This window comes from Methanospirillum sp. (assembly GCF_035560735.1).
In the GTDB taxonomy this organism is placed as follows: Archaea; Halobacteriota; Methanomicrobia; order Methanomicrobiales; family Methanospirillaceae; genus Methanospirillum.
Genome location: NZ_DATMYY010000081.1, coordinates 1 through 22,206 on the forward strand (window position 1 = coordinate 1; position 22,206 = coordinate 22,206).

The following is a 22,206-nucleotide window of genomic DNA, read 5'->3' on the forward strand; positions in this document are numbered from 1 at the left end:
CTCTATACGAGAATTATTCATTGATGCAGGTCCTGTATATTGAAGATAGTTCTCTTGATCGCATGGCATTCGAACGTGTGGTCAGGAAGAGTTATCTGCCTATCCAGTATACCTGTGCCGAAACCCTGACAGAAGGGTTGAATCAGATACGATCTGGAAATTTTGATATCATCATTGCCGATCTCAGACTCCCGGATGGTTCTGCTTTGGATCTGCTCAGTCAGGTTGGTAACTCGGGTCTTGCTATCATCATCCTTACCGGGGTGTCAGATGTGCAGACTGCCGTTCGGGCGATCAAGAATGGTGCCTCCGATTATATTGTGAAAGATCCGTCACGTGAATATCTCGCAGCTCTTCCAGGCCATCTTGAGAATATCATCAGGGCACGAATAGACACTTCCCGGGAACGGCTTATCGGGAGTATGTGTAGGTACTCAACTGAGTCTTCCCCAGTTGGTGTCTTTGTCAGGGACTACCTCACCGGTGAACCACTCTTTTTCAACTCCTGCTTCGCCTCTCATTTCGGACTCCCTCCTTATGGTGAGTTTGTCAAAACCTCAACTGATAACGCAGAGTTCTGGGATGCTCTCTGTAAGAATAATGGCATCCCTGTTGACCAGATCAACAAGGCACGGTATGAAACAGGAGAGATACTCGTACATAACATGAGCCTCCCTGATGGAAGGGTTGTCCCACTGTACTCCACAATAACGGGATCAGAAAAGAATACCTCAATGAGGCAGTTTATCTTCTTCTTTGATTCAGGGTTTGACCTGACTCCTCATCCTGTACAGGAAAAGACAACCCCCGATTCTCTTCCAGTTCTTGCAGCCGGGATAGCCCATGAGATGAATAATGTCTTCACTTCCCTACTCTGCGATCTCTCGCTTGTAAAAGAACTCGCTTCCCGGGAGAGTGATCTGCAGATTTCATGTTTTGATAGGGCAGAACGTGCAATCCAGCAGGGCAGGGATGTAGCCTCGCGTCTTCTCACCTATGCAGACGGAGGCTATCCGCTGATAACCACGATCTCACTGCAGGATCTTATGACAGAAGTCCTCTCGCTTCATCATCAGAATGATGCCAGAATAACCCTCAAAATCTCTCAGGATCTCGATATGCTTAAGGTTGATCCTGACCTGATGAGGACTGCACTGCGTGCAATTGTCATGAATGCAGTGGAGGCGTCTCCTGATCTCCCGATTGAGATCATCGCTGCAAATTCCGGAGAGTATCTGGATGGAGATCAGAATATAGGGTCGTTTGTCAGCGTTGAGGTCAGAGATGAGGGCTCTGGTATAAGAACGCAGGAACAATCAAAGGTGTTTGATCCTTTCTTCACGACCAAGGAAGGGCATCTCGGTCTCGGGCTGACTTCAGCCCGCTCAATCATCGAGCGACATAGGGGATCCATCAGTTTCTCCTCATCTTTACTAGATGGGACCTGCGTCCGAATTCTTCTCCCTTCTATATCTGGCCCATCTCCAGTTGCCGGGTCTGGTCCCGAATCACAAAAAGGGGTTTCATCTGGCGTTCGGATTCTGGTAATGGACGATGAGCCAGGGATCAGGGAGGTGCTTCAACTCATCCTGAAGCGGGAAGGTTTCCACGTTGATGTGGTAGGAAAAGGAGAAGATGCGGTGGTCGCTGTAGCTCAGGCCTATGAGGATCTAAACCCTTACCAGGTGGTAGTCCTTGACCTGATTGTGCCGGGAGGGATGGGGGGAAAGGAAGCAATACAGGAGATTAGAAAGATATCCCCTTCTGTCCTTTCTATCGTCTCGAGCGGATACTCAGACGATCCGATAAGTTCCCGGTTCCAAGACTACGGATTTGATGCATCCCTTCCAAAACCCTATCACCCGAAGGATATGATTTCACTCCTCTTTTCTCTGCTAGATGAGCATTATTGTAGTAAAGGGTCCCAGTAACCATCTCATCAGGGATTGATTTCCTGATCGAAGAGCGGTTATATCTGAAGTGATTACGGATATCCATGATTATTGGAGATGACGGAGGACGGTATGCAGATCTTGCTGATCTGGTGGAAGGAATTCTTGATCGCTGTGATGACGATCCGGCATGCATTGCAGTTGCCCTGAACACCCTTGAACCAGGGACCAGGAATGATATTCTCTCATCTGATCTTCTCAATGCATGGCAGGTCTTCTGGTACTACTTCCAGGCATATCCTGGCGATGAGCAGGTTGAGTTTCTTGTTTTTCATTCAGCTGGTGAGCTTTCGAGGGGTGTGCCAATGGGTGTTGCCGGCATTTTCAGACTTACCTTCATAGTAAAAGCGGGTGAACCCTGCATCCTGATAGAAGATGATATAATAGAAATTGCGAGGTTTAAAGGTCTGTCATCCTGGAGTGATGCTCAGAAGTATCTGGAAAATGAAGGATAGCAGGAACCTGAACCGGTTCCCACTCAGATCCTGAACTTTCCAATCTCGCATTGGAGATCAGTGATGACTGCATTCACCTCTTCAAGAACCTGTCGTATCTGGTCAACCGCAGCTGATGACTCTTCACTAATTGCTGCGCTTGAGACTGCATTTTCTGCAGTCTGCCGAATCATTTTTGAGACCTCATGGACGCTTGAGGTAATCTCCTCAACTGAGGCAGCCTGCTCCTGTGATGACGCTGCAACTTCTGAAGTGTTCTGTGCGATATGAACCAGTTTTTCCACTATCTTATTGAATATCCCAAGTGTACTGCTAACAGCTTCATACCCGGTCTTGACCTGGTCGTTCGCCCTTGCCATCAGATGATCTGCTCTGGCTGACTCGTTCTGCAGTCCCCTGATCATCTGTTCTATCTTTTCTGCACTCTCATGACTCTCTGTTGCAAGTTCCTTAACCTCATCAGCGACGACTGAAAATCCCCGTCCTGCTTCTCCTGCTCTTGCAGCCTCTATTGCGGCATTCAGGGCCAGTAGGTTGGTTTCATCAGATATTGCGGTAATAATCCCTACCACCTTGTTTATCTGCTCCATCTGCTCCCTGATTGCCATGATCATCGTGTTCAGGTCAGCGGTGGCATCCCTGATCCCCTCCATACCTTCTTCTGCCACAAGTGCCAGTTTCTGTCCTTGAGCGCTGAGTGTGTTTCCTTCATCTGCTAACCTGGAGGCCTGTTCAGTTCTGCTTGAGATTCCTGACACTGTAACTGACAAGTCTTCCATCTCTTTAAGTACCTGGTCGACCCCGTTACTCCCCTGATCAGCATGATGCGAGACCGCTTCAGCATTGGTTGCCACCTCACTCGCCCCGTTTGCAACCTCGTCAATCGAGGCCTGAGCTTCTTCAGCCCCACCCGCAAGGTCGGTCATTTTGTTTATGATAACCTGAATTGTTGCAGATACCTGAACACCGATTGCATCCAGTGATTCCTTGAACTGGACAAAATCTCCGGATACTTTAATATCTGGGTTAAACCGGGCAGAAAAGTTGTTTTGTGAAAATTCATTTGCAAGGCGAATTCCTTCATGTACCGGTCCGATCACATGATCAAGAGTCTGGTTCACTCCGGAAATGATCTTTCTATATTCACCTGAAAATCGGTCTGCGTCACCACGATACATGAGATTTCCGGCTGCTGCCTCTTCTGCCAGACGTGACATAACATCAGTCATGGCGATGAGTTCAGTCTTCATCTGAATCATCGATTCCCCAAGATGATCTCTCTCTCCGATTTTGGGAACTCTGAATGAAAGATTTCCTCCGGCAATATTCCTGGCTGCATCTGCCTTTTCTAAAAGGGTTGATATCATTATTCTGAATGCGTCTGCAAGTCTTCCCACCTCGTCCCGCTGTCTGATTGAAACCTCTGTTCCAAGATCTCCTCCAGCAACCTGCAATGCCACAACAGTAATTTCTTCGATGGGTTGTGCAATCGATCGTGCTACGAGATAAAGAAGGCCAAACCCGAGAAGGGATATCAGGATACCAATAACTATTAGGGCAACGGTTTGTGATGTTGCCTCGGCAGTGACAACATCCCTTGGTGCAAATGCAATAACTCCCCAGGGTGTTTCTGCGTTTCCTACCTTTACCGGGACAAATGTTCCGATGTATCCGCCACTGTCAAAGGATGTTATTACTCCCTTGGAAAGTGCCCCAGTTATCATAGCAGGATCTAGATGGAGGAGGGGAGCTACCTCGTTAACCGGTTTTCCTGCAGCGTCGAGATCACCGGTTACTCCCGCTACCATGCCCTGATTACTTACAATCAGGACTTTTCCTTTGCCTCCATATATGTTCATCTTGTCGGCGAGGGTATCGAGTTCGCTCAGAGTCACATCGATCCCTACTATCCCACTGAACTTTCCACCTGATAAGATCGGAGCGGCGATTGAAGTCATCAGAACTGGTGAACCCTGCATGGTCTCAATGTATGGTTCAGTTATTGCTCCCTTCAGGGTTTTCTTTGGGATATCGTAGTAATCGGTAGGATCATGGGCCTGGGCGTCGTATATTTTTCGCACAAGTGTTCCGTTTGCGTCGCGGTACCAGTAAACACGCAGACGCCCGGTCTTATCATAACCATCTTTCAGACTGTATTCGGTATCACGCCCATCAAACAAACCAGGTTCCCAGATGGTATATACTCCATTATAGAGGGGTCGTGAATCTAGTACCCCCTTTATCATCGGCACTACGTCAGTTCTAGGGAACTTTGCATTTTCACTGTGAAGCCCTGATAAGAGGGCAGCAACTCCTGAAGCAGTATTGTAAGGCTCTTCCAGAATCGTGTCTACTTTTCCCGCCTCCTGCTCGGCGATGCTATTCAACCCTTCTGTTGCACTTTTAACCGCAGCGCCATTCAGGGAAAAGGCTGCATACGTGATGATCCCTACTGCCACAAGCAGTAAGGCAACCCCGCCAAAAAGGAGGATCTTCTGTTTGATGGATCTGAAATCAGACCATTTTTGACGATTCATGATACATACCACTTCCCTGATGATCTAACTGTAATCATATGGGAGTCCTGACTGGAGAATCTCTGTATCACAAGGATATAAGGTGCATGATTTAATCTGGTGCAGGTTCGCTATACCTGTTGTTCAGCCTCACATTGGTGAAAAGCTGTCTTAATATCATCAGGCCTGCCGATGACGATTAGGATATCCGCACCTCTGATTACATCCTCTCCTCCAGGGCTGATGATCATCCTGTTCCCTCTTCTGATTGCTACAACCGAGACATGGAACCGGCTCCGGAGCTGGCACTCTGCAAGATTCTTTCCTGCCCACTTTGATGATTTATGGATACGGATTGTTTTCATGTCAACATCAGGGACAAGGCCCATGAGGTCGTCAAATGTTGCAGGTGTCGAAGAGACACTTCTGAGCATCTGATACCCGCCTGCCCGAATATCCCGCACTAAACGTTCTATTTCATCTTCGGGGATCAGGTATTTATTGAGTATCCGGGTGAAAATCTCGATAGAAGTTTCAAATTCCTCAGGGATCACGTCATCAGCCCCGAGGTCAACAAGAGTAGATACCTCTCCCATAAACCTGGTTCTTGCAATGATGTACAGGCCCGGATTCAATTCCCTGGCGATCCGAACTGTCTGTTGAGTAGCAAAGGGATCATTGACAACAACCACGAGGATACGGGCCTGATCTATCCCTGCTTTCATGAGGACCCCTGGCTGTGCTGCATCACCATATATGATCGATTCCCCTTTTTTTCGCTCTTTTCTGACTGTATCTGGGTTCATCTCTATGATCCGGTATGGTACTCCTGCAGCCTTTGCTGACTTTGCCACATTCATCCCGTTTAGTCCGAACCCCACGATGATGATATGATCTTTCATCTCCCTGGATACCTCCTTGTCAGAATGGATGGTATGTTCTGGGACAATTCTCGTGAGTGGTGCAGCGAGTTTTGGAGATACACGGGTAGAGAGGGAGATAAGAAGGGGAGCAAGGCCCATTGTAACAACAGATACATCTAGAAAGAGCTGGTATTGGTCTGAAGCCAGAATTCCTGCTGAAACACCTGTTGTTGCGAGGATGAACGAAAACTCTCCGATTTGGCTGAGTGAGATACCAGTGAGCACCGATGAGCGGGCTGGAAGGCCAGAAGCGATTGCTGCAAGTGTCCCGGTTCCATATTTAACAGCAATGACAATGGCGACCAGTGCAACCACTAATACCGGATTGACGAGGAGATACGAAAGATCAAAAATCATTCCTATGGAGATGAAAAAGAATGCCGCAAAAATATCCCTGAAAGGAACCATGTTGTACATGGCATGCATCGAGTATTCTGACTCTGATATGATTAGTCCTGCAAGGAATGCACCAAGAGCCATCGAGAGCCCGATCTCCGAGGTCAGGTACGCGATTAGAAGGCAGGTGCCTATTACAATAAAGAGAAACATCTCCCTGTTGCGCAGCTTGGCAGCATAATGGAGCAGGTAAGGGATCACATACCTTGATGAGATGTACACAACGGCGATGATCAGGATCCCGCCACCGAGAAGTTTCAGGGCAGATGGACTGTCTGTGGTATCACCGCCAAGAATCGGGGTGATCATCATCATCGGTATAACGATCAGGTCCTGAAAGATGAGGATACCAAGTGCAGCCTTGCCATGAGGACTGCCAACCTCCTGCCGGTCGGCAAGGACCTTCATCACGATTGCAGTGGACGAGAGGGAGACAAGCATCCCTACAAAAATGGCATGATTCAAGCCCATTCCTGCAAGTTTCATGAATGCTGTTGCAAGCAGGATTGTTGAGAAGACCTGGACTGTTCCACCGATCAAGACAAACTGTCTGCTCTTGAGAATATGGCTTATCGAGAACTCAAGTCCGATGGTAAAGAGGAGAAAGATTACTCCAAACTCGGCGAAAAACTCTATTGAATCCTGGTTATGGATCAGGCCAAGGCCGGAAGGGCCGACAATGATACCTGTGAGGAGAAAACCGACAACTGAGGGGATTCTAATCCGGTACAGGACGAGTAACAGGAATACCGAGAGGAGAAAGATGACCACGATGTCAGTGAAGAATGACGTATATATACCTTCCATCATATCCTCCTGAGATACAGTTCAGTTTTTGTGGTTCATAATATAGGTTATTTCCCTGTGTTGGGGTTTTAGAGACGCTTTTATTCCTATAGCGCTGAGGCTTTTATAGAAATGAGGGTGGCAGGAGTCGCAGATATCGGGGGTACAAACACCAGGGTGGCTCTGGTCAGGGAGGATGGGATGATCCTCTCGATGAAACGGTTTAAAACACCGGCTGGAACTGATCCTGATGAAGTTTCTGCACGGGTGAGTGCCTCTCTTTCAGGTCTTGCAGGTACACCACCCTCTGGCTTATGCGGAATTGGTGTCTCAGTTGCAGGTCCGGTTGATATGAAAGCAGGTTGCATCGTGACTCCTCCGAATATGCCATTTGATCAGGTTCCAATCGTCTCCCCTCTCAAAAAAGTCTTCGGGCTGCCTGTTACCCTCTTAAATGACTGCCGTGCTGCTGTGCTTGGTGAGGTGTTTGCCGGTGGTGGCAGAGAGTATCAGCATGTTGTATACATCACCATCTCTACCGGAATCGGAGGAGGGGTGTATACTAATGGAAAAGTTCTGCTTGGCAGGGAAGGGAATGCCGGAGAGATCGGGCACTTTACAGTTGAATCAAAGTATTCGCAAAGATGTTCATGCGGGTGCTTTGGACACTGGGAAGGGTGTGCCTCTGGTCGGGGTATTCCCCGGTTTTTTCAGACCTGGTGCAGAGTCCATGGCCATGTATCTCATCTCAAAACTGTTGAAGAGATTCTAAATGCTGCTTCGCAGGGTGACTCAATTGCCCTGGAGTTTTCCGAAACTTTGGCTATGGTAAATAGCCGGGGCCTCTCGACTGTGATTGTTGCCTATGACCCTGAGATCATCATCCTGGACGGTCCGATTGTCACAGCTCACCGCGAACTCATTGTCAGTTCTGCAGTAAAGTACCTCGATACGTACCTTAAAACTCCAGCAATTGTTATCAGTCCTTTGGGGGGAAATGCCCCTCTGCTCGGGGTTGCAGCGGCAGTATTCTCTCGTGAGGTCTGACTGTGCTTTCCTGGATACCACATTTGATACGGCTGGAAAGATCTGCAATTACAGCCGCTTTTCTGATACTCATCCTTTCTTCTGTTCCTACAGCAGGTGAGATACAGACCGGAAAGGTACTGGTGGCAGTGTATGCAGCGGGTGGAAGTCTTGAGACCGATTACGGGCTGATCACCGAAGACATCGCCCAGATGGTTGCAGGATCTGTAAACACCTCTCCCCAGACCCTCGAACTCCTGGTAGCGTATGGTGGATCAAAGAAACCAGGCTGGCAGGGTATGACCATCGCTAACAGATCCGGTCTCGCTCGTGATCTCAATGACAAAGAACTCGGGAATAAGTCTGATGCGATTGCATGGTATCCTGACGCCAGCATGGGTAATGCAAGCACGATTGGCACTTTCCTCTCCATGATTCGTTCAGGATACCGGTATGACCGGGTCTTTTTAATCCTGATTGGCCATGGTGAGGCATACACAGGGATGCTCTTTGATCAGAACCACAAGGAGGACCCGCTCACGATAGCAGAACTGGTCGATGGATTGGAAACTGGTGGATTCAATGTAGAGGTCATCGGACTTGATACCTGTCTGATGAGTACCCTTGAGGTTGCATCTCATTTGTCCGGGTATTCTCAGTATATGATCGCGAGTGAGGAGTCAGAACCTGCAGAGGGCTGGCGGTACGACTCTTTCATCTCTGATCTAGCAAAAAATCCTGAAGCTCCGATCTCTGATATCGGGCGTTCACTTCTGGACACATATCTTTCAAATAAGGCTTCGGGAAAGACACTTTCTGTTCTTGATCTGGATGAAGCCGGGGTGGTGACGGCTGCTCTTGATCGCACCTCTAAACTTCTTCTCCCACTTCTTGATACCCCTGAAGGATACTTGTCCCTCTCACAAGCATTTCAGAAAACTCAGCAGTTTGGGCTTACGGCAGAAGGCGTGCTCGACCCTGCCACTATGGATCTCATCGGATTTGCCGGGGAGGTAAGCAGTATAGACCCAGGCTTTGCTGGGCCATCAGGCGATCTGATCGATGCAACTAAAAAGATGGTCCTGATATCTGGGCACGATGATCGTGTTCCTGGAGCAAATGGCCTTGCCATCCTCTCACCGGTTCAGCTCAATTCGGGATTCTACCAGTATTATCATGATGAGGCATTCATAACCCCATCATGGGACCGGCTCCTTGCAAAGTATCTGGCCATCACTGATCAGGTGAATCTGACACCAGTTCACCAGAAAAACAACGAAACCAGGAAAAAACAGGTAGCCTGAATCTACCCCGGCTTTTTATTGTCTCTGCCTTCTTCTCAGAAGATAACCCAGGGGAACTGCAGCAATAATAAGAATCAGGGGCACTGGCGTTTTCTTTGCCTGCTGATCCAGTGCATCCAGTTTTGCTGTGACCAGGGTCATGTTCGGGTTTAATTCAAGTGCTCCTTTGTATGCACGTTCGGCAATGGTCTTCTGACCCGCTGCTCCGAAGACATCACCCATATGCTCGAGTACCCGTGCATCGTCACTTGTTCCATTCAAGACCGGTTTGTACGCGAGTTCAGCGTCTGCACTTCTTCCGTCCCTGATCAGGATACGTGCTTTTTCATCGAGGATTGGAAGTGATCCACTCATGTTCTGAAGGGACTTGTCAATAAACTCAAGTGCCTCGCTGCCGCGACCCATACCTGCAAGTGTCTTTGCTTTCTGGATGATCAGTCGCTGATCATCCGGACTTGACATGAGTGCAAGGTCAATTGACTGCAGAGCACCGGTGGTATCACCCATCTCTATCTGGTTCTTACTCTTTCCTGCCCAGACACCTGAGACCTTGGGATCGAGCTGAAGTGCAACCTCATATGCGGTGTCAGCTTCACTGGTACGGTTGAGACCTGAGAGCGAGTCCGCTTTTCCAACCCAGGCCTGTGCTGACTGAGGTTTGAGCGAGATTGCGATCTCATATGACGCAAGGGCTTCACTGTCTCTGCCCAGGGCATGAAGTGCTTTGCCTTTCCCAGCCCATGTTGCTGGATCAGACCCGGCAAGACCCACCGCCTGTTCGTATGCGGCCAGGGCTTCGTCTAATCTGCGCTCCTCCATCCAGACATCACCAATACTGGTCCAGGTATCTGGATCTGTCTTATCAAGCCGTAATGCCTGTTGGTATGCCTGCACTGCATCATCATACCTTTTCTGGCTGACATAGACATGACCGAGACTCTTCCATGCCTTCAGATCAGAACTGTTCAGTGTTATGGCACCTTTGTAAGCGTCAACGGCCTCGTCATATCTTCCAAGGTCAGCAAGGGTAAGTCCTTTATTGGTGAAGGCCACTCCATCCTTTGGGTTAAAGGCGAGAGCCATCTCGTAACTCTTCAGTGCTTCATCGAGCTGCCCAAGATTATACTGGGCATTGCCTTTGTTATACCACGCCTTGCTGTCTTTACTGTCGTGTTGCAGTGCTACAGCGTACGATTTTATCGCGTCAGCATACGCACCTTTGCTATACTGGGCATTCCCTTTTGCAAAAATAGCTTCTGCATTCTGGGGATCCATCTGGATTGCAGCCTCGAATGCCCTTATAGCCTCGTCATACTGCTGGAGATCTGATAGTACATTCCCTTTTGCCATCCACGCCTGTACATCTGACGGGTCTAACTGAATGGCTACATCGTATGCTGTGAATGCAGAGGTCAGCAGGTTCTTGTTGTATAGTGCATTGCCTTTATTGTACCAATAGTCCGGGTTCCGTGGGTCTATACCGATGGCGACCTCGTACGCAGCAATCGCCTCATCAGCTTCCCCGAGTTTGAAAAGTGCAACCCCTTTGTTATACCACGCCGCCGCATTTGCAGGGTCGGCCTCGATAACGTGAGTGAATGCATCGATTGCCTCCGAGTACCGCTGCTGGCTATAGAGTGCATTCCCGCTCGTGAACCACTCCTGCGCTGTGGTAGCCCCAAGGGGCTGGACGAGTATCAGCAGGATCAGCAGCACTACCGGGATGTACCTCAGGGTGGAGGCGGTCATATCTTGGACGAGATTAGGTCCTGACAGGTAAATAGTTTCCAATGCCAGGATTTGTGTATTCTCAAATTCAGTTAATCCTCTGTTGCTCTTCCATCCTGCGAATCCTGACAAGCGGAGAACGCTTCATCAGAAAGTCGCTCACGAAGATCTCAAACCCAGGCACCCAACACTCCATCCCCGATAGGATTGTGTACTCCTCTTCCATGGCGAGTTTTACATGTTTACCAAGAGCTGTCTGGAAGATATCTTTAGAGGAGAAGAGCTCTCGAACGGTCCTGAACTTTCGTTGAATCTCAACCCCATATCGCCCGTCCTTGATAAACGGTCCGGCAAATATGGCAGCGTCGTATATATACTTGTCAAGGAACTTTCTGGCATTGGACGAGGAATTGGCTGGCGGACCGGCATGGTACCTGACAGCAGGCAGGGTGTCAACCAGAAGCTCAAAGAGGATCATCGACCTGTCCTGTAGCATTTCTGCATCTGCCCGTGCGACAACAAATTCGTGCCGTTCTAATAGTTCGGTCAGGGTCTGCATGCTCTTTCTGAGTTGGGGAACCACGATGTCCTCAATAAGCGGAGGGGTTGGCAGCATGATCGCATAGAGATACGATCCTCTTCGCGAGAGTTCAGCCTCTGCTTCTTCTCTGGTCATAATGCATACCGGTGGTCGGTAGAAGAACCATCGTGAGGGAGACTCAAGGTATCCCCTGCAGAGTTCGCTGAATTCAAGCAGTTTTGTGAGGGATACTGACGCTGATACATTGCGTTTTGGATCAACCGGGTCGATAACCACCAGTGGATCGTCAAATTCCTTTGCCTGATGCTTTTCAATATCGATCACAAGTCCGGGACGCCAGTTAGCACCTGCGGTAATGAGGTTTACAAATCCCCCATAGTGAAGCGTAAGAAGTTCGCAGAGGTATCCTGCAAATCCCTCGGTCATCTGGTCTGATCCATATACTCCCCCGGCTTTGACAAACTGTTTGAGGAGAAGGACATCATCTGTAAATGGCCCTATTTTTGCAGAGATGTACCTGTTGTGAAACGGTGTCCGGTCAACGGCACTCTGAATTCCTGTGGCAGAGGCCACCTGGTAACAGGGGACGAGATCAATGTCCATCCCTCTGATAGTGGCATTGACATACGGATGCTCTGCATACTTCTCTACAGCCTGTTCAGCATGGCGGCTCGCGATCGAGTGGGCAAGTGAGAGCCCTTCGTGTTCAAGTTCCTCTCGTGGAAGATCTGGGTCAAACAGCATGAAGATATCAAGGTCCCGGTCACCTCTGACACAGGTTCTTCGTGCCACCGATCCCACCAGCATTCCGGTAGCTCTGCCTCCGGCGTTAATCTCTCCGATGAGGAGATCTGCAAGGGCATACATCCGATCCAGGTCCTCAGTTGTCGGGCGGATCTCTCCAAGTACTTCCTCTTCAAGAGATGTTCGTTTCGTCTTGTCGCTCACAACCGTACCTCCAGTAGATCAGTATACACGGGCCCCTGTGGTGTTAGTTCGCTCTTCTTGAGAACAAACCTGTCAACAGAAAAGGATCCGTCGCATGAACTGCTGATCCCTGCGACCTCTTCAAAGATATCTGGGTGAAACTGCCTGATTCGTGCCAGTGTGATATGGGGTCTGAACCGACGCCCTTCTGCAGGAATACCAAGAGGTTCAAGAGTTTTTTCAATGGTTCTTGCAAGGGTGCTGCAGGCTCCCGGATCATGGACATCACCCCAGACAACTCGGGGTGATCGCGGACTGTTCAGAGTAATCGATCCCAGGTCAAGGGTGAATGGCGCACCGGATACTACCTGAAGGGCAGCAGTGATCGAAGGCAGGCGTGACCCCTCCACCTCTCCGATAAACTTGAGCGTGATGTGCATGTCGCCGGGCTGCACCATTGTGAGTCGTGCACGGCTTGAACGAATCATCTCCTGTGCCTCTGCGTACTGGCTCTTGATCTCTTCAGGGATTTCTATCGCGATAAACAGCCGCACCATTATACTAAAAAATCTGAGTGCATCGGGCATAAAGAGAACGGAGGCGGTCCGGTTGCTCTGTTTCTACTGTCACCCCCCTCTGCCAGGCAACAAAATATACGGTTGCTGATGCTATCATAAGATACAGGGGTCACATGAAAGACGGGGCAGGCTTCATCGTATATACCCTAGAATTTTGTCCGCGATGTGAGATACTCAAAGAGTATCTTGAGTCACAGGGCATTCGGTTCAGCATAGCAGACATGTCATCAGCCGCTTCACTGACTGAGCTAAGAGTGAATGGCGTTTTCGTTCAAGAGGCACCGGTCCTTCAGATGGGGAAGAAGTTTCTTACAAGTAAGGAACTTTTCGGGGGATCCGATACTGTGAACGAGAGTGCTATCGCAGCTCTTCAGTAGGAAGGCGGCATGGGACGCATATCAAAACAGGTTACACTTGATGGTCTCTCGATTCCGGCGATGCCATCCGTCAGGACAAGTGACGGACATATTCTGGAATGGGACCGGGATAAGATAGCGAAGCAGATCGTCAAGGAGACACGGCTGGTCGAGACTTTTTACGGGTACGAAGGGGCAGACGAGGAGTGTGCCCATGAGATCGCCAGGGAAGTTGAGGATCGTATCCGAAAACTGGGTCTCAAGAGTTTATCCGGGCCGCTGATCAGGGAGATCATGAATATGGTCCTCCTGGAACGCGGTATGGTTCAGTACCGCAACGTCTGTACAAGGGTAGGAACCCCGGTGTACGATGCCCATCTTATAGATGTCGGGCGGGGATTTGAGGCAAAAGATAATGCGAATCTGCAGGAAAATGCAGAGACCTCGCATAAAAAGAAGGCAGATAAGATAAGCAAGGAGCAGTACCTGCTCCAGCTTCCCCCTCATCTTGCTGATCGGCATCTTTGCGGGGATCTCCATATCCATGATCTGGAGTACTTTGGCAGCAGGCCGTTTTGTCAGGACTGGGATCTCAGATATTTCCTGTACTATGGCTTGATGCCTGACGGAAACGGTACCAAGGCATCAGTTGCAGGACCGGCAAAGCGTGCTGAGGTTGCAGTGCTTCATGCGGTAAAGGCACTTGGGTCAGCACAGACAAACTTCGCAGGTGGGCAGGGCTACTATAATTTCCTGACGTTTTTGGCTCCGTTCTTTGAACGGATGGATTACGAGGGGATGAAGCAGCTCATGCAGATGTTTGTCTACGAGATGACCCAGATGATGGTCGCTCGTGGTGGTCAACTCGTCTTCTCATCTGTTCAACTTTCACCCGGTGTTCCGCGGCTCTGGAGAGACAAACCCTGTGTGTACAACGGTCGGGTCTGGAACGGGAAGCAAACCCCTCTCCGGACCTACGGTGAGTTTGAACGCGAGGTGCGTCTCCTCTTTAAAGCACTCATAGAGGTAATGCTGGAGGGAGATTACTGGGGAAAACCATTCAACTTCCCAAAACCGGAGATCAGCATTGAGCCTGACTTCATGCAGGAGGATGAGCAGTATAACAGTGCTCATCCTGATCTTCCAACCTATTCCGATCTCTACCTACTTACATTCGAGCTTGCATCAAAGTTCGGTACGCCATACTATGATAACCAGCTTCCTGCATACCGGGGGGCTGGAGAAGGGATCTCATGCTACCAATGCTGTGCGTACCAGTTCTCAACAGTTGCAGATCAGGACAAGGACTTTGATCGAAAGCTCTACTTCGAGGATGGGATGCACTTCTCAATGGGTTCATGGGGCGTCGTCTCGCTCAATTGCCCAAGGGCATCATACAAAGCAGGTGGTGATGAAGAACGCCTCTTTGCTGAGCTGAAAGCGCTGATGGACGTTGCAGTCGAGGTTTTCAGGATCAAAGTCAGGTGGATGGATCTCATTGGCAGGAATGGGAGGATGCCCTTTGCCATGCAGCGACCCCGTGATCCGATTACGGGTGAGCGGGGTGCTATGGCTGTGGACTTTGGCGGTTTGGTCTTTACCATCGGTGTTGTCGGCCTGAATGAGATGGTGCAGCACTTTACCGGTTCGCAACTTCATGAGAGTGATGATGCATTCAGGCTTGCAGTGCGGGCTATGACTGAAATGGAACTCTATGCCCGCGAGATAACTGCAAAACACGGTATGACCATTGCTCTTGCCCGAACCCCGGCCGAGACAACCGGGCAGCGTTTTGCGATCTCTGATCTTCTCAGCCGTGAGTTTGAGGATCACGCAAAACTGGTGATCAAGGGTAACCTTAGATATGCCCTGGATCATCTGGGTGATACACGCGATCTTCCTGTGTACTACACCAATGGTACCCATGTTGCCCCCGGGGCAGATATCTCTCTGGCACGACGGGCAGAACTCGAGCATGTCTTCTTCCCAATAGTTGATGGTGGGAATATCTTTCATATCTGGCTCGGAGAGGCACGGCCTGATCCCCGTGGACTCATGGATATGGCAATGAAACTCTGCCAAAACACCCAGATCGGCTACTTTGCCTTCACCAGGGATCTGACAGTCAGTCTACACCAATTCACCGAATATAAAGGAAAAAAGGTTCCAGTCTCTTCATTTGAGTCACCAAAGGTAACCGCCGAACACCAGGCTCTGGTCTCATAACCCTATAGGGGTCTAATCTTTCTTTTTCTCATCTATCTTCTCAGCTAGGAACCTGCCGATCCAGCCGGTTGCGTCTGCTGACGGGTGAACCTCGATAAACTGTTTCATTATATCGATAGACATGCCGGTGTTGATTAGGAGGGCGTGGTACGCCGCGATCACCGATGCATACGGGGAGGCTTCAAACATCCCGATAATTTCACCGGAATCAGGGTCTGTGGTCATCGATGCATTTCCGGTCGCCCGCTCCGGTATCGCCCAGAAACTCCCTGGTCCTGCAGGTGATGTCATGGTCACCTTCATACCTCCCTGGTCATGATGGCCGCAGAAGGCGAGATCGTTTCTGAGTTTTATCGCCTGTGGGACGGTGAGTAAGGATGATGGTGGCTCTCCTCCGAGTATGACATCAGCAGCGGTCCGTCCCTGCCAGCGTGCAACCGGGGTTAGCGATGAGGTTCCTGTTACATCACCAGCAGCATATACTCCAGGGATTTCTGTTTCCATCCGGTCATTTACTTTGATAAAACCGCTTGGTGTGAGTGGAATACCGGTGATTGTACGAATTTCTGCCTCAGTTCCTGCTGCCACAAGTACGGTATCAGCCTTGATGATCCTGATGCCATCTGATGTTTTGATCTCAACTCCTGAAACCCGATCATTACCAACAATCCTGGAGACTACTGCCTGCTCTTGGATGGTGACCCTATGGAGTTCCCTTTTAGCCTCCTCAGCCAGAACATCAGGCAACTCTTTGAGCAACGTGCTCCTGGCTAGAATGGTAACTGTCGATCCAAGGAGGGAGTATATATAAGCGATCTCTGCAGCGATGACACCGCCGCCGATGATGATCAGTTCCCTTGGAAGGGAGGGGAGTGAAAAGAAGGTGTGTGAGGTCATAACTCCCGGGAGATCCTCTCCCGGGACGTTGAGTCTTCGTGGGTGTGTGCCGGTTGCGATGATTATGGCTTCAGGTTGAAACCGTTCTTCATTGATGATAACTGTCCGGCCGTCAATGTGTGCTTCAGCGTTTACGATCTTCACACCTGCAGTCCTGGTCTCTTTGGCGATAATACCGGCGATTATTTCGATGATCTCCCGCATCTTTGCAATAAGGGCGGCGTAATCTGGCACAGGATTTGCTGCGATAATGCCGGACCTGAGAAGCATCTCCTGATGTTCCATCGTCCTTGCCACATCATTGAGAGCACAGATGACCATGCAGCCCTGATGGAGACACTGTCCACCAAGTCCATCACTGCGTTTATCAACAAGGAGGATCTCTTTGCCTGCTCCGGCAAGCTGCATGGCTGCATACCTTCCAGCTGGTCCTCCCCCAACCACCACTATCATGATGAGTGGTATGTTTTCTCTATTGATAACAGATGAGTTCTTTAGAGTAGGTATGTAAGAAAATAGATTATTCGGTGATATCCGCAGGGATAACAGCCTTTGTGAGAGTGATATCCACAACTCCGTTCATGATGGTATAAGTGCATGATTCAGGGATGATCTCAAAAGACAGGTCGATTGGTGCCCGGGCCCCTCCTGCTGTGATAAATACCTTATCTGAATCAAATTCTATCTCAGGAAGTGCAGAGAGTGACGATGGAAGTGCGATGGTCAGGAATGCAACCTCATCTGCATCCACAATCTCGTACCCTACTTCGAATGGCTTTCGTATTGGGATCTCCTGATCAGCAGATCCGCTGGTGATGATAGCACACCCGATGATATGGGGCGCCTCATACTCATTGTCTCCCGGGTAGCGCATATTCTGGTCGAGACCTGTGACCTGCTCGATCAACCGGGCAAGGTTTTTCATCAGGTCATCATAAGGGTTGTTCGGCATTATTTCCTCTCAGTCGATAACTCGATCCTGTTCTGCATGCGATTCCCTGTTCAACAAGCGCTTCTATGACTTCTTCCACGGTAGAGGCCTCAAGATCTGTCAGATGTGATATCTCCTCTATGGTCCGTGCGCCATGGGCAAGTGCCACCGCAACCATAAGCCCGGTATCTCCATTCCCGGCCAGACGACCCTGTCTGAGAGCCTCGCTTATCTGCTGGTCTATCTCCCTTTCCAGTTCTTCCAGACGCAATGTGAGTTGCTGCCGTGAAGAGATCATCTGCCAGAGTTTGAGAAGGGAGATGATAAACTTCTGATCCTCGCTTAGTACAAGGGGAATGAGACCCTGCTCTCTGTCGAGATGTACCTGAATATTGATATCATGTGCCAGATAGTAATACTTCCTCCGTTTTTCATCATGTCTGAACGAGAGGATACTGGCCTCTTCAAGCATCTGGAGATGATCTATCACAGCTTTTGGCGATATCATTAGTTTTTCTGATATCTCAGTGACAAAGCAGGGCTTGTCTCTGATTAAATCTATAATGCGCCTGCGATTCCTATTCCCCAGAATATCCAGCAGCAGGGAAAGTTCTGCCTGGTCTTCACTCACTAACGTATGGTTAGTGATACTAAAATAAAAAGAATGTGGGGATCTGTTCAGATGCGATAGTTTGGAGCCTCATCAGTAATCGTGATATTGTGTGGGTGGCTCTCGAGGTACCCTGCCTGGGTGATCCTGATAAATTTCGTTTTTATATGCATCTCCTGAATGTTTGCCGAGCCGGTGTATCCCATCGCTGACTTGAGCCCGCCGATCATCTGGTAGATGACATCCTGAACAGGACCTACGTAAGGAGTGACGCCTTCAACGCCCTCAGGCACGAATTTTGTCCGCCCGATCTCCTTCTTCTGGAAGTACCGATCACTGGACACTCCGCTGCTCATCACACCAAGCGATCCCATACCCCTATATTGCTTATATTTGCGTCCCTGAATCGTGACCAGCGATCCGGGCGCTTCATCAGTGCCGGCAAACATGTTACCCATCATCACCGAGTCTGCGCCTGCTGCGATGGCCTTGGCAACATCACCGCTGTACCTGATACCCCCGTCTGCGATAACCGGGACACCGGCGGATGAGGCAACCTCGGCAACCTGGGCTATTGCGGTAATTTGCGGGACACCCACACCTGCGACCACTCGCGTCGTGCAGATAGAACCCGGACCGATTCCAACCTTTAGTCCGTCGACGGTATCAACAAGAGCCTCTGCGGCTGATCTGGTGGCGATATTTCCTGCGACCACATCGCATGAGAGGCTCGCTTTGATATCTTTAACTCCCTTTACCACATTCAGGTTGTGTCCGTGTGCACAGTCCACAACGATTGCATCAACACCCGCATCTGCCAGCATTGATGCTCTGTTCTGATCAAAGGGACCTACTGCTGCTGCAACCCTGAGGTTGCCATTATCATCGCGTATCGCTCCCGGGAACTGGCTCTTCTCCAGAAGTTCCTGCATTGAAATGATCCCGATAAGGCTCTTATCTTTGCCAACAACCGGAAGCCGCTCTACCTTACGGGAATACATCAGATCAAAAGCTTCGTCAAGCGTGATCTCCTCGGTTGCAACCAGGGGCTCGTGGGTCATGATGGAGGAAACTTTCTCTGAACCACGGCGGCTTGCAATCGCCCTGATGTCACGGCGGCTGACAATACCAATAACCTTGCCATCATCGACAACAGGAACCCCTCCGATTCCGTGGAGCATCATGAGACGTTCCACCTCAGTGACTGTAACTCCTGGTCCGACAGTCAGGACATCCCGCTCGATTATCTCTGCTTCCCTCTTGACTGCCCTGACCTCTTCAACTTCCTGTTCGGCTGACATATTCCGGTGGATAACTGATATCCCACCTGCCCGGGCCAGTGCGATAGCCATGGTCGAGGTGCTGACTGTATCCATTGCAGCACTCACGAGTGGAATGTTGAGAGAAATATTGCGTGAGAATTTCGTGCACACCGATGTCTGATCAGGTTCAACCTCAGATGCTGCAGGCTCGAGCAGAACATCATCGAAGGTGAGTCCTTTTGGGGCTTCCAGTTTTTCAAGATACATTTTCAGTGAACCATACTGACAGCTTTCATAACCAATTCTTCTCTGACCGTTGCCCTTCGGTCACCGCCACAGACCATCCCTCTCACTCCAATAATATCCGGGTTGATCCGTTTGAGTGTATCAAGGTCTTCGAATTTGAGTGATCCGGCAAGAGCGGTCTTCATCCCATGCTCACGGTTCATGGTTGTAAACCGGGTCAGGTCTGCTTCATTCATGAATTCAAAGGTTGATTTCCCATCCTTAATCCCGGTATCAACCATGGAAACATCTGCTCCTGCATCTGCTGCGATTGGAACCAGGTCGAATGGAGAAAGAGTCTCAAGACGTTTCCAGTCTGAGTATGCAGCAATAACAACAGTTTTCTCGGGATAGGTATCTTTCACTGCTCTGACAACTGCTTTTATCAATTCGCGGGCTTCTTCTTTCCCGTCAAACATCAGGCCTATCTTAATGTAATCAGCACCTGCAGCAGCAGCACCAAGAGCAGTAAGCGCAGCTCCTCCAGGTTTATAATCAAAATCGCCGATTGCTGCACTGACCGGTTTATGGGTGAGGTCCTTGATTGCCCGGATTATCCAGGGAAAAGAAGCGCCGAGCGATCCCTCCTCAGGGCGTTTTACGTCAACAATATCGGCAGCAAGGGCCATTTTGGCTTCTTCTATGCTGGCCGGGCTGACTAATAACTGCATACATTTTATGCAACTGGTATCTAAATAGTGATTACGTTTGATATGGACCTAATCCTTGCAGCAGACTTGAAAAGTGGCAATATCGTCCATGGAAAGAGTGGCAGACGGGACGAGTACAGGCCCGTTCAGACCCCTCTTGCCTCAACTGCCGAACCGATACGATATCTGCAGGATATTAGACCGCGGTATCTGTACATCGCTGACCTTGATCGGATCACTAACACCGGGAACCATGATCTTCTTATACCAGATCTGGCAAGACTGGTAGATTCCCTCTATCTTGATCGGGGGTGCCGATCTCCTGACGATATGCTGAACTGTCCTGGAGTGAAAAACATCATTGGGACCGAGACTGCAGGATTAGATCTATCAGCATTCAGAGGAGGATTTCTCTCGGTAGATATGAAAGAGGGGCTTGTTGTTCCTGGTGGGCAAGATCCTGTTCAGATTCTAATAGCTGCTAAATCCTGGTCATTTGACGGGTGTATCCTTCTTGATATCGGGGGTGTGGGAACCAGGCATGGGCTCGATCGCCTGGCCCTTGAACGTTTCCGAGCTGTATATCGGGGCCGTCTTTTCTGGGGGGGCGGTGTTGCAGGTATGGAGGATCTTACCCTTCTTGCTGGTTGTGGGTTTGATGGTGCTATCATTGCGACTGCTCTTCATAGCGGGGCTATCCCGCTTACCATGATACAGGATGGATGCCTGTGCTGATTACACTAGAAGGAATAGATGGATGTGGAAAAAGCAGCCTTCATGAGGCACTCGCCGTCAGTCTGAGCGATCTTTTTCCGGTGATGACTCGTGAACCTGGTGCTACGTGGATTGGTGATCAGGTAAGGCGTGCAATTGCAGAACAGGCAGATCCGATTGCAGAGGCCCTCCTCTTTGTAGCTGATCATGCAGCCCACCTCCGTGAAGTAGTACGTCCAGCTCTTTCAGAAGGAAGACTTGTCATTTCCGACCGGTATATTGACAGCAGATTTGCCTACCAGGAAGTCTCACTTTCGGGTTGCCTTTCCGATCCTGCCGGGTGGCTTTTATCTGTGCATAATGGTTGGACGATCATTCCAGATCTCACGTTCCTTCTCGTGTTGCCTGTGGAGACCGCTCTTATCAGGACACAAAAGAGAGGATATACAGAGCATTTTGAGAATGCGGAAGTACTAACTCAAGTTCAAAATAATTTCCTGAGCCGTGCCAGGGCAGAGCCAGGGCGGTTTGTGATCGTCGATGGGGCACTTGCTCAAGAAGTTATCCTGAATTTTGTTGCTGCTGAAATCAGGAAGAGGGTACTTGGGAAGTGACTCCCTGGACCTGATACGGAATAACGCGATAGTCCCCGGATATTAATACCGGCTCTCCTTTTTTTGCCTTCGTGACCAGCCATGCATTTCCAGTAGGTTGGGTTTTTTGATCCAGTTCTGTTACCCTGTCTCCTATCCAGAACTTGAGGGTGAAGTACACCATCTGATCCCATCCATCAGTCTCTGATGAAGTATCCCAGAGGATGCTCATATCCTTACCTGGGAGATTATTAATTGCCTGGCATAAGGGAAGCGGTGCTCCAAAACTTTTAGCAGACTGGATTTCCCATGCCGTAATTACAAAAGAACTGAAAAGAGTAAGCAGGATTATTAGCACAAAAAAAGGAATAATCCCTTTTTGGAATCTAATGACAACTGCAGAAAGAAGAGTCAGAAGACCGCCAATGCATAGGGCAAGTAAGGCAATCATATTCCCAGCAATCAGGGAATACAGATAAAATATGGCTGCATTATTGTTTGGCTGATGAGCAAAGGGGAGCATTACTGCCCAAGTAATAATAACTGTGAT

Annotated in this window: 19 protein-coding genes; 8 read left to right on the forward strand and 11 right to left on the reverse strand. The window is 49.5% G+C overall.

Annotated features, from left to right (window positions below; all coding sequences use genetic code 11):
* Together VN429_RS02310 and VN429_RS02315 are read left to right on the forward strand one after the other, a co-directional pair.
* Positions 1–1,931: response regulator (locus VN429_RS02310; RefSeq protein ID WP_325629361.1), on the forward strand; the 1,931-nt coding region annotated here is incomplete at its 5' end.
* Between the two features lie 65 nt (positions 1,932–1,996).
* Positions 1,997–2,407: a hypothetical protein gene (locus tag VN429_RS02315; protein WP_325629363.1), complete on the forward strand. Its 411-nt coding sequence runs from the start codon at positions 1,997–1,999 to the stop codon at positions 2,405–2,407.
* A 23-nt stretch (positions 2,408–2,430) separates the two neighbouring features.
* Here the strand turns inward: VN429_RS02315 and VN429_RS02320 are convergent, their stop codons facing one another.
* Both VN429_RS02320 and VN429_RS02325 read right to left on the reverse strand, forming a co-directional pair.
* A complete protein-coding gene (locus VN429_RS02320) occupies positions 2,431–4,944 on the reverse strand; it encodes a methyl-accepting chemotaxis protein (RefSeq protein ID WP_325629365.1) in 2,514 nt (837 codons plus the stop codon).
* A 110-nt stretch (positions 4,945–5,054) separates the two neighbouring features.
* On the reverse strand, positions 5,055–7,052 hold the full coding sequence (locus tag VN429_RS02325) for a monovalent cation:proton antiporter family protein (protein WP_325629367.1): 1,998 nt from the start codon (positions 7,050–7,052) through the stop codon (positions 5,055–5,057).
* Positions 7,053–7,160: 108 nt separating this feature from the next.
* Between VN429_RS02325 and VN429_RS02330 the strand changes: the two genes are divergently transcribed.
* Together VN429_RS02330 and VN429_RS02335 are read left to right on the forward strand one after the other, a co-directional pair.
* Positions 7,161–8,075: an ROK family protein gene (locus VN429_RS02330; protein WP_325629369.1), complete on the forward strand. Its 915-nt coding sequence runs from the start codon at positions 7,161–7,163 to the stop codon at positions 8,073–8,075.
* 23 nt (positions 8,076–8,098) lie between these two features.
* Positions 8,099–9,358 carry a clostripain-related cysteine peptidase gene (locus tag VN429_RS02335; protein ID WP_325629371.1) on the forward strand — a complete coding sequence of 420 codons (1,260 nt, stop codon included), beginning with the start codon at positions 8,099–8,101 and terminating at the stop codon, positions 9,356–9,358.
* A 15-nt stretch (positions 9,359–9,373) separates the two neighbouring features.
* On the opposite strand, the gene VN429_RS02340 is transcribed toward VN429_RS02335, so the two are convergent.
* From VN429_RS02340 to thpR, 3 genes are all read right to left on the reverse strand, one after another.
* Complete coding sequence (locus VN429_RS02340; RefSeq protein ID WP_325629373.1) at positions 9,374–11,107, reverse strand: tetratricopeptide repeat protein; 1,734 nt, start codon at positions 11,105–11,107, stop codon at positions 9,374–9,376.
* A gap of 67 nt (positions 11,108–11,174) precedes the next feature.
* Positions 11,175–12,575 carry a CCA tRNA nucleotidyltransferase gene (gene cca / locus VN429_RS02345; protein ID WP_325629376.1) on the reverse strand — a complete coding sequence of 467 codons (1,401 nt, stop codon included), beginning with the start codon at positions 12,573–12,575 and terminating at the stop codon, positions 11,175–11,177.
* Positions 12,572–13,111, reverse strand: coding sequence for an RNA 2',3'-cyclic phosphodiesterase (gene thpR / locus VN429_RS02350; protein ID WP_325629378.1), 540 nt, complete (start codon positions 13,109–13,111; stop codon positions 12,572–12,574). The genes cca and thpR overlap by 4 nt, the downstream gene beginning before the upstream one ends.
* Positions 13,112–13,245: 134 nt before the next feature.
* On the opposite strand from thpR, the gene VN429_RS02355 reads away from it, so the two are divergent.
* Together VN429_RS02355 and nrdD are read left to right on the forward strand one after the other, a co-directional pair.
* The gene (locus VN429_RS02355; RefSeq protein WP_109968525.1) at positions 13,246–13,509 is read left to right on the forward strand and encodes a glutaredoxin family protein; all 264 of its coding nucleotides are present in this window, start codon (positions 13,246–13,248) and stop codon (positions 13,507–13,509) included.
* Positions 13,510–13,518: 9 nt separating this feature from the next.
* Positions 13,519–15,714: an anaerobic ribonucleoside-triphosphate reductase gene (nrdD, locus tag VN429_RS02360; RefSeq protein ID WP_325629381.1), complete on the forward strand. Its 2,196-nt coding sequence runs from the start codon at positions 13,519–13,521 to the stop codon at positions 15,712–15,714.
* Positions 15,715–15,726: 12 nt separating this feature from the next.
* Here the strand turns inward: nrdD and VN429_RS02365 are convergent, their stop codons facing one another.
* The 5 genes from VN429_RS02365 to VN429_RS02385 all read right to left on the reverse strand — a co-directional run bounded on the left by VN429_RS02365 (position 15,727) and on the right by VN429_RS02385 (position 20,370).
* Positions 15,727–17,064 (reverse strand): NAD(P)/FAD-dependent oxidoreductase, encoded by a 1,338-nt coding sequence (locus VN429_RS02365; protein ID WP_325629384.1) that lies wholly within the window; start codon positions 17,062–17,064, stop codon positions 15,727–15,729.
* A gap of 67 nt (positions 17,065–17,131) precedes the next feature.
* Entirely contained in the window at positions 17,132–17,563 is a 432-nt protein-coding gene (locus VN429_RS02370) for a CS domain-containing protein (protein WP_325629386.1), read from the reverse strand.
* Positions 17,544–18,173: an ArsR/SmtB family transcription factor gene (locus VN429_RS02375; RefSeq protein ID WP_325629388.1), complete on the reverse strand. Its 630-nt coding sequence runs from the start codon at positions 18,171–18,173 to the stop codon at positions 17,544–17,546. The genes VN429_RS02370 and VN429_RS02375 overlap by 20 nt, the downstream gene beginning before the upstream one ends.
* 47 nt (positions 18,174–18,220) lie before the next feature.
* Entirely contained in the window at positions 18,221–19,681 is a 1,461-nt protein-coding gene (guaB, locus tag VN429_RS02380) for an IMP dehydrogenase (RefSeq protein WP_325629390.1), read from the reverse strand.
* A 2-nt stretch (positions 19,682–19,683) separates the two neighbouring features.
* Positions 19,684–20,370 (reverse strand): (5-formylfuran-3-yl)methyl phosphate synthase, encoded by a 687-nt coding sequence (locus tag VN429_RS02385; RefSeq protein WP_325629392.1) that lies wholly within the window; start codon positions 20,368–20,370, stop codon positions 19,684–19,686.
* 42 nt (positions 20,371–20,412) lie between these two features.
* Here VN429_RS02385 and VN429_RS02390 point away from each other — a divergent pair, with 42 nt between their 5' ends.
* Entirely contained in the window at positions 20,413–21,084 is a 672-nt protein-coding gene (locus VN429_RS02390; protein WP_325629394.1) for a HisA/HisF-related TIM barrel protein, read from the forward strand.
* A complete protein-coding gene (tmk, locus tag VN429_RS02395) occupies positions 21,078–21,677 on the forward strand; it encodes a dTMP kinase (protein WP_325629398.1) in 600 nt (199 codons plus the stop codon). The genes VN429_RS02390 and tmk overlap by 7 nt, the downstream gene beginning before the upstream one ends.
* On the opposite strand, the gene VN429_RS02400 is transcribed toward tmk, so the two are convergent.
* A partial coding sequence (locus VN429_RS02400; RefSeq protein WP_325629396.1) for a hypothetical protein occupies positions 21,652–22,206 on the reverse strand: 555 nt, incomplete at its 5' end. The two genes, tmk and VN429_RS02400, sit on opposite strands and share 26 nt — an antisense overlap.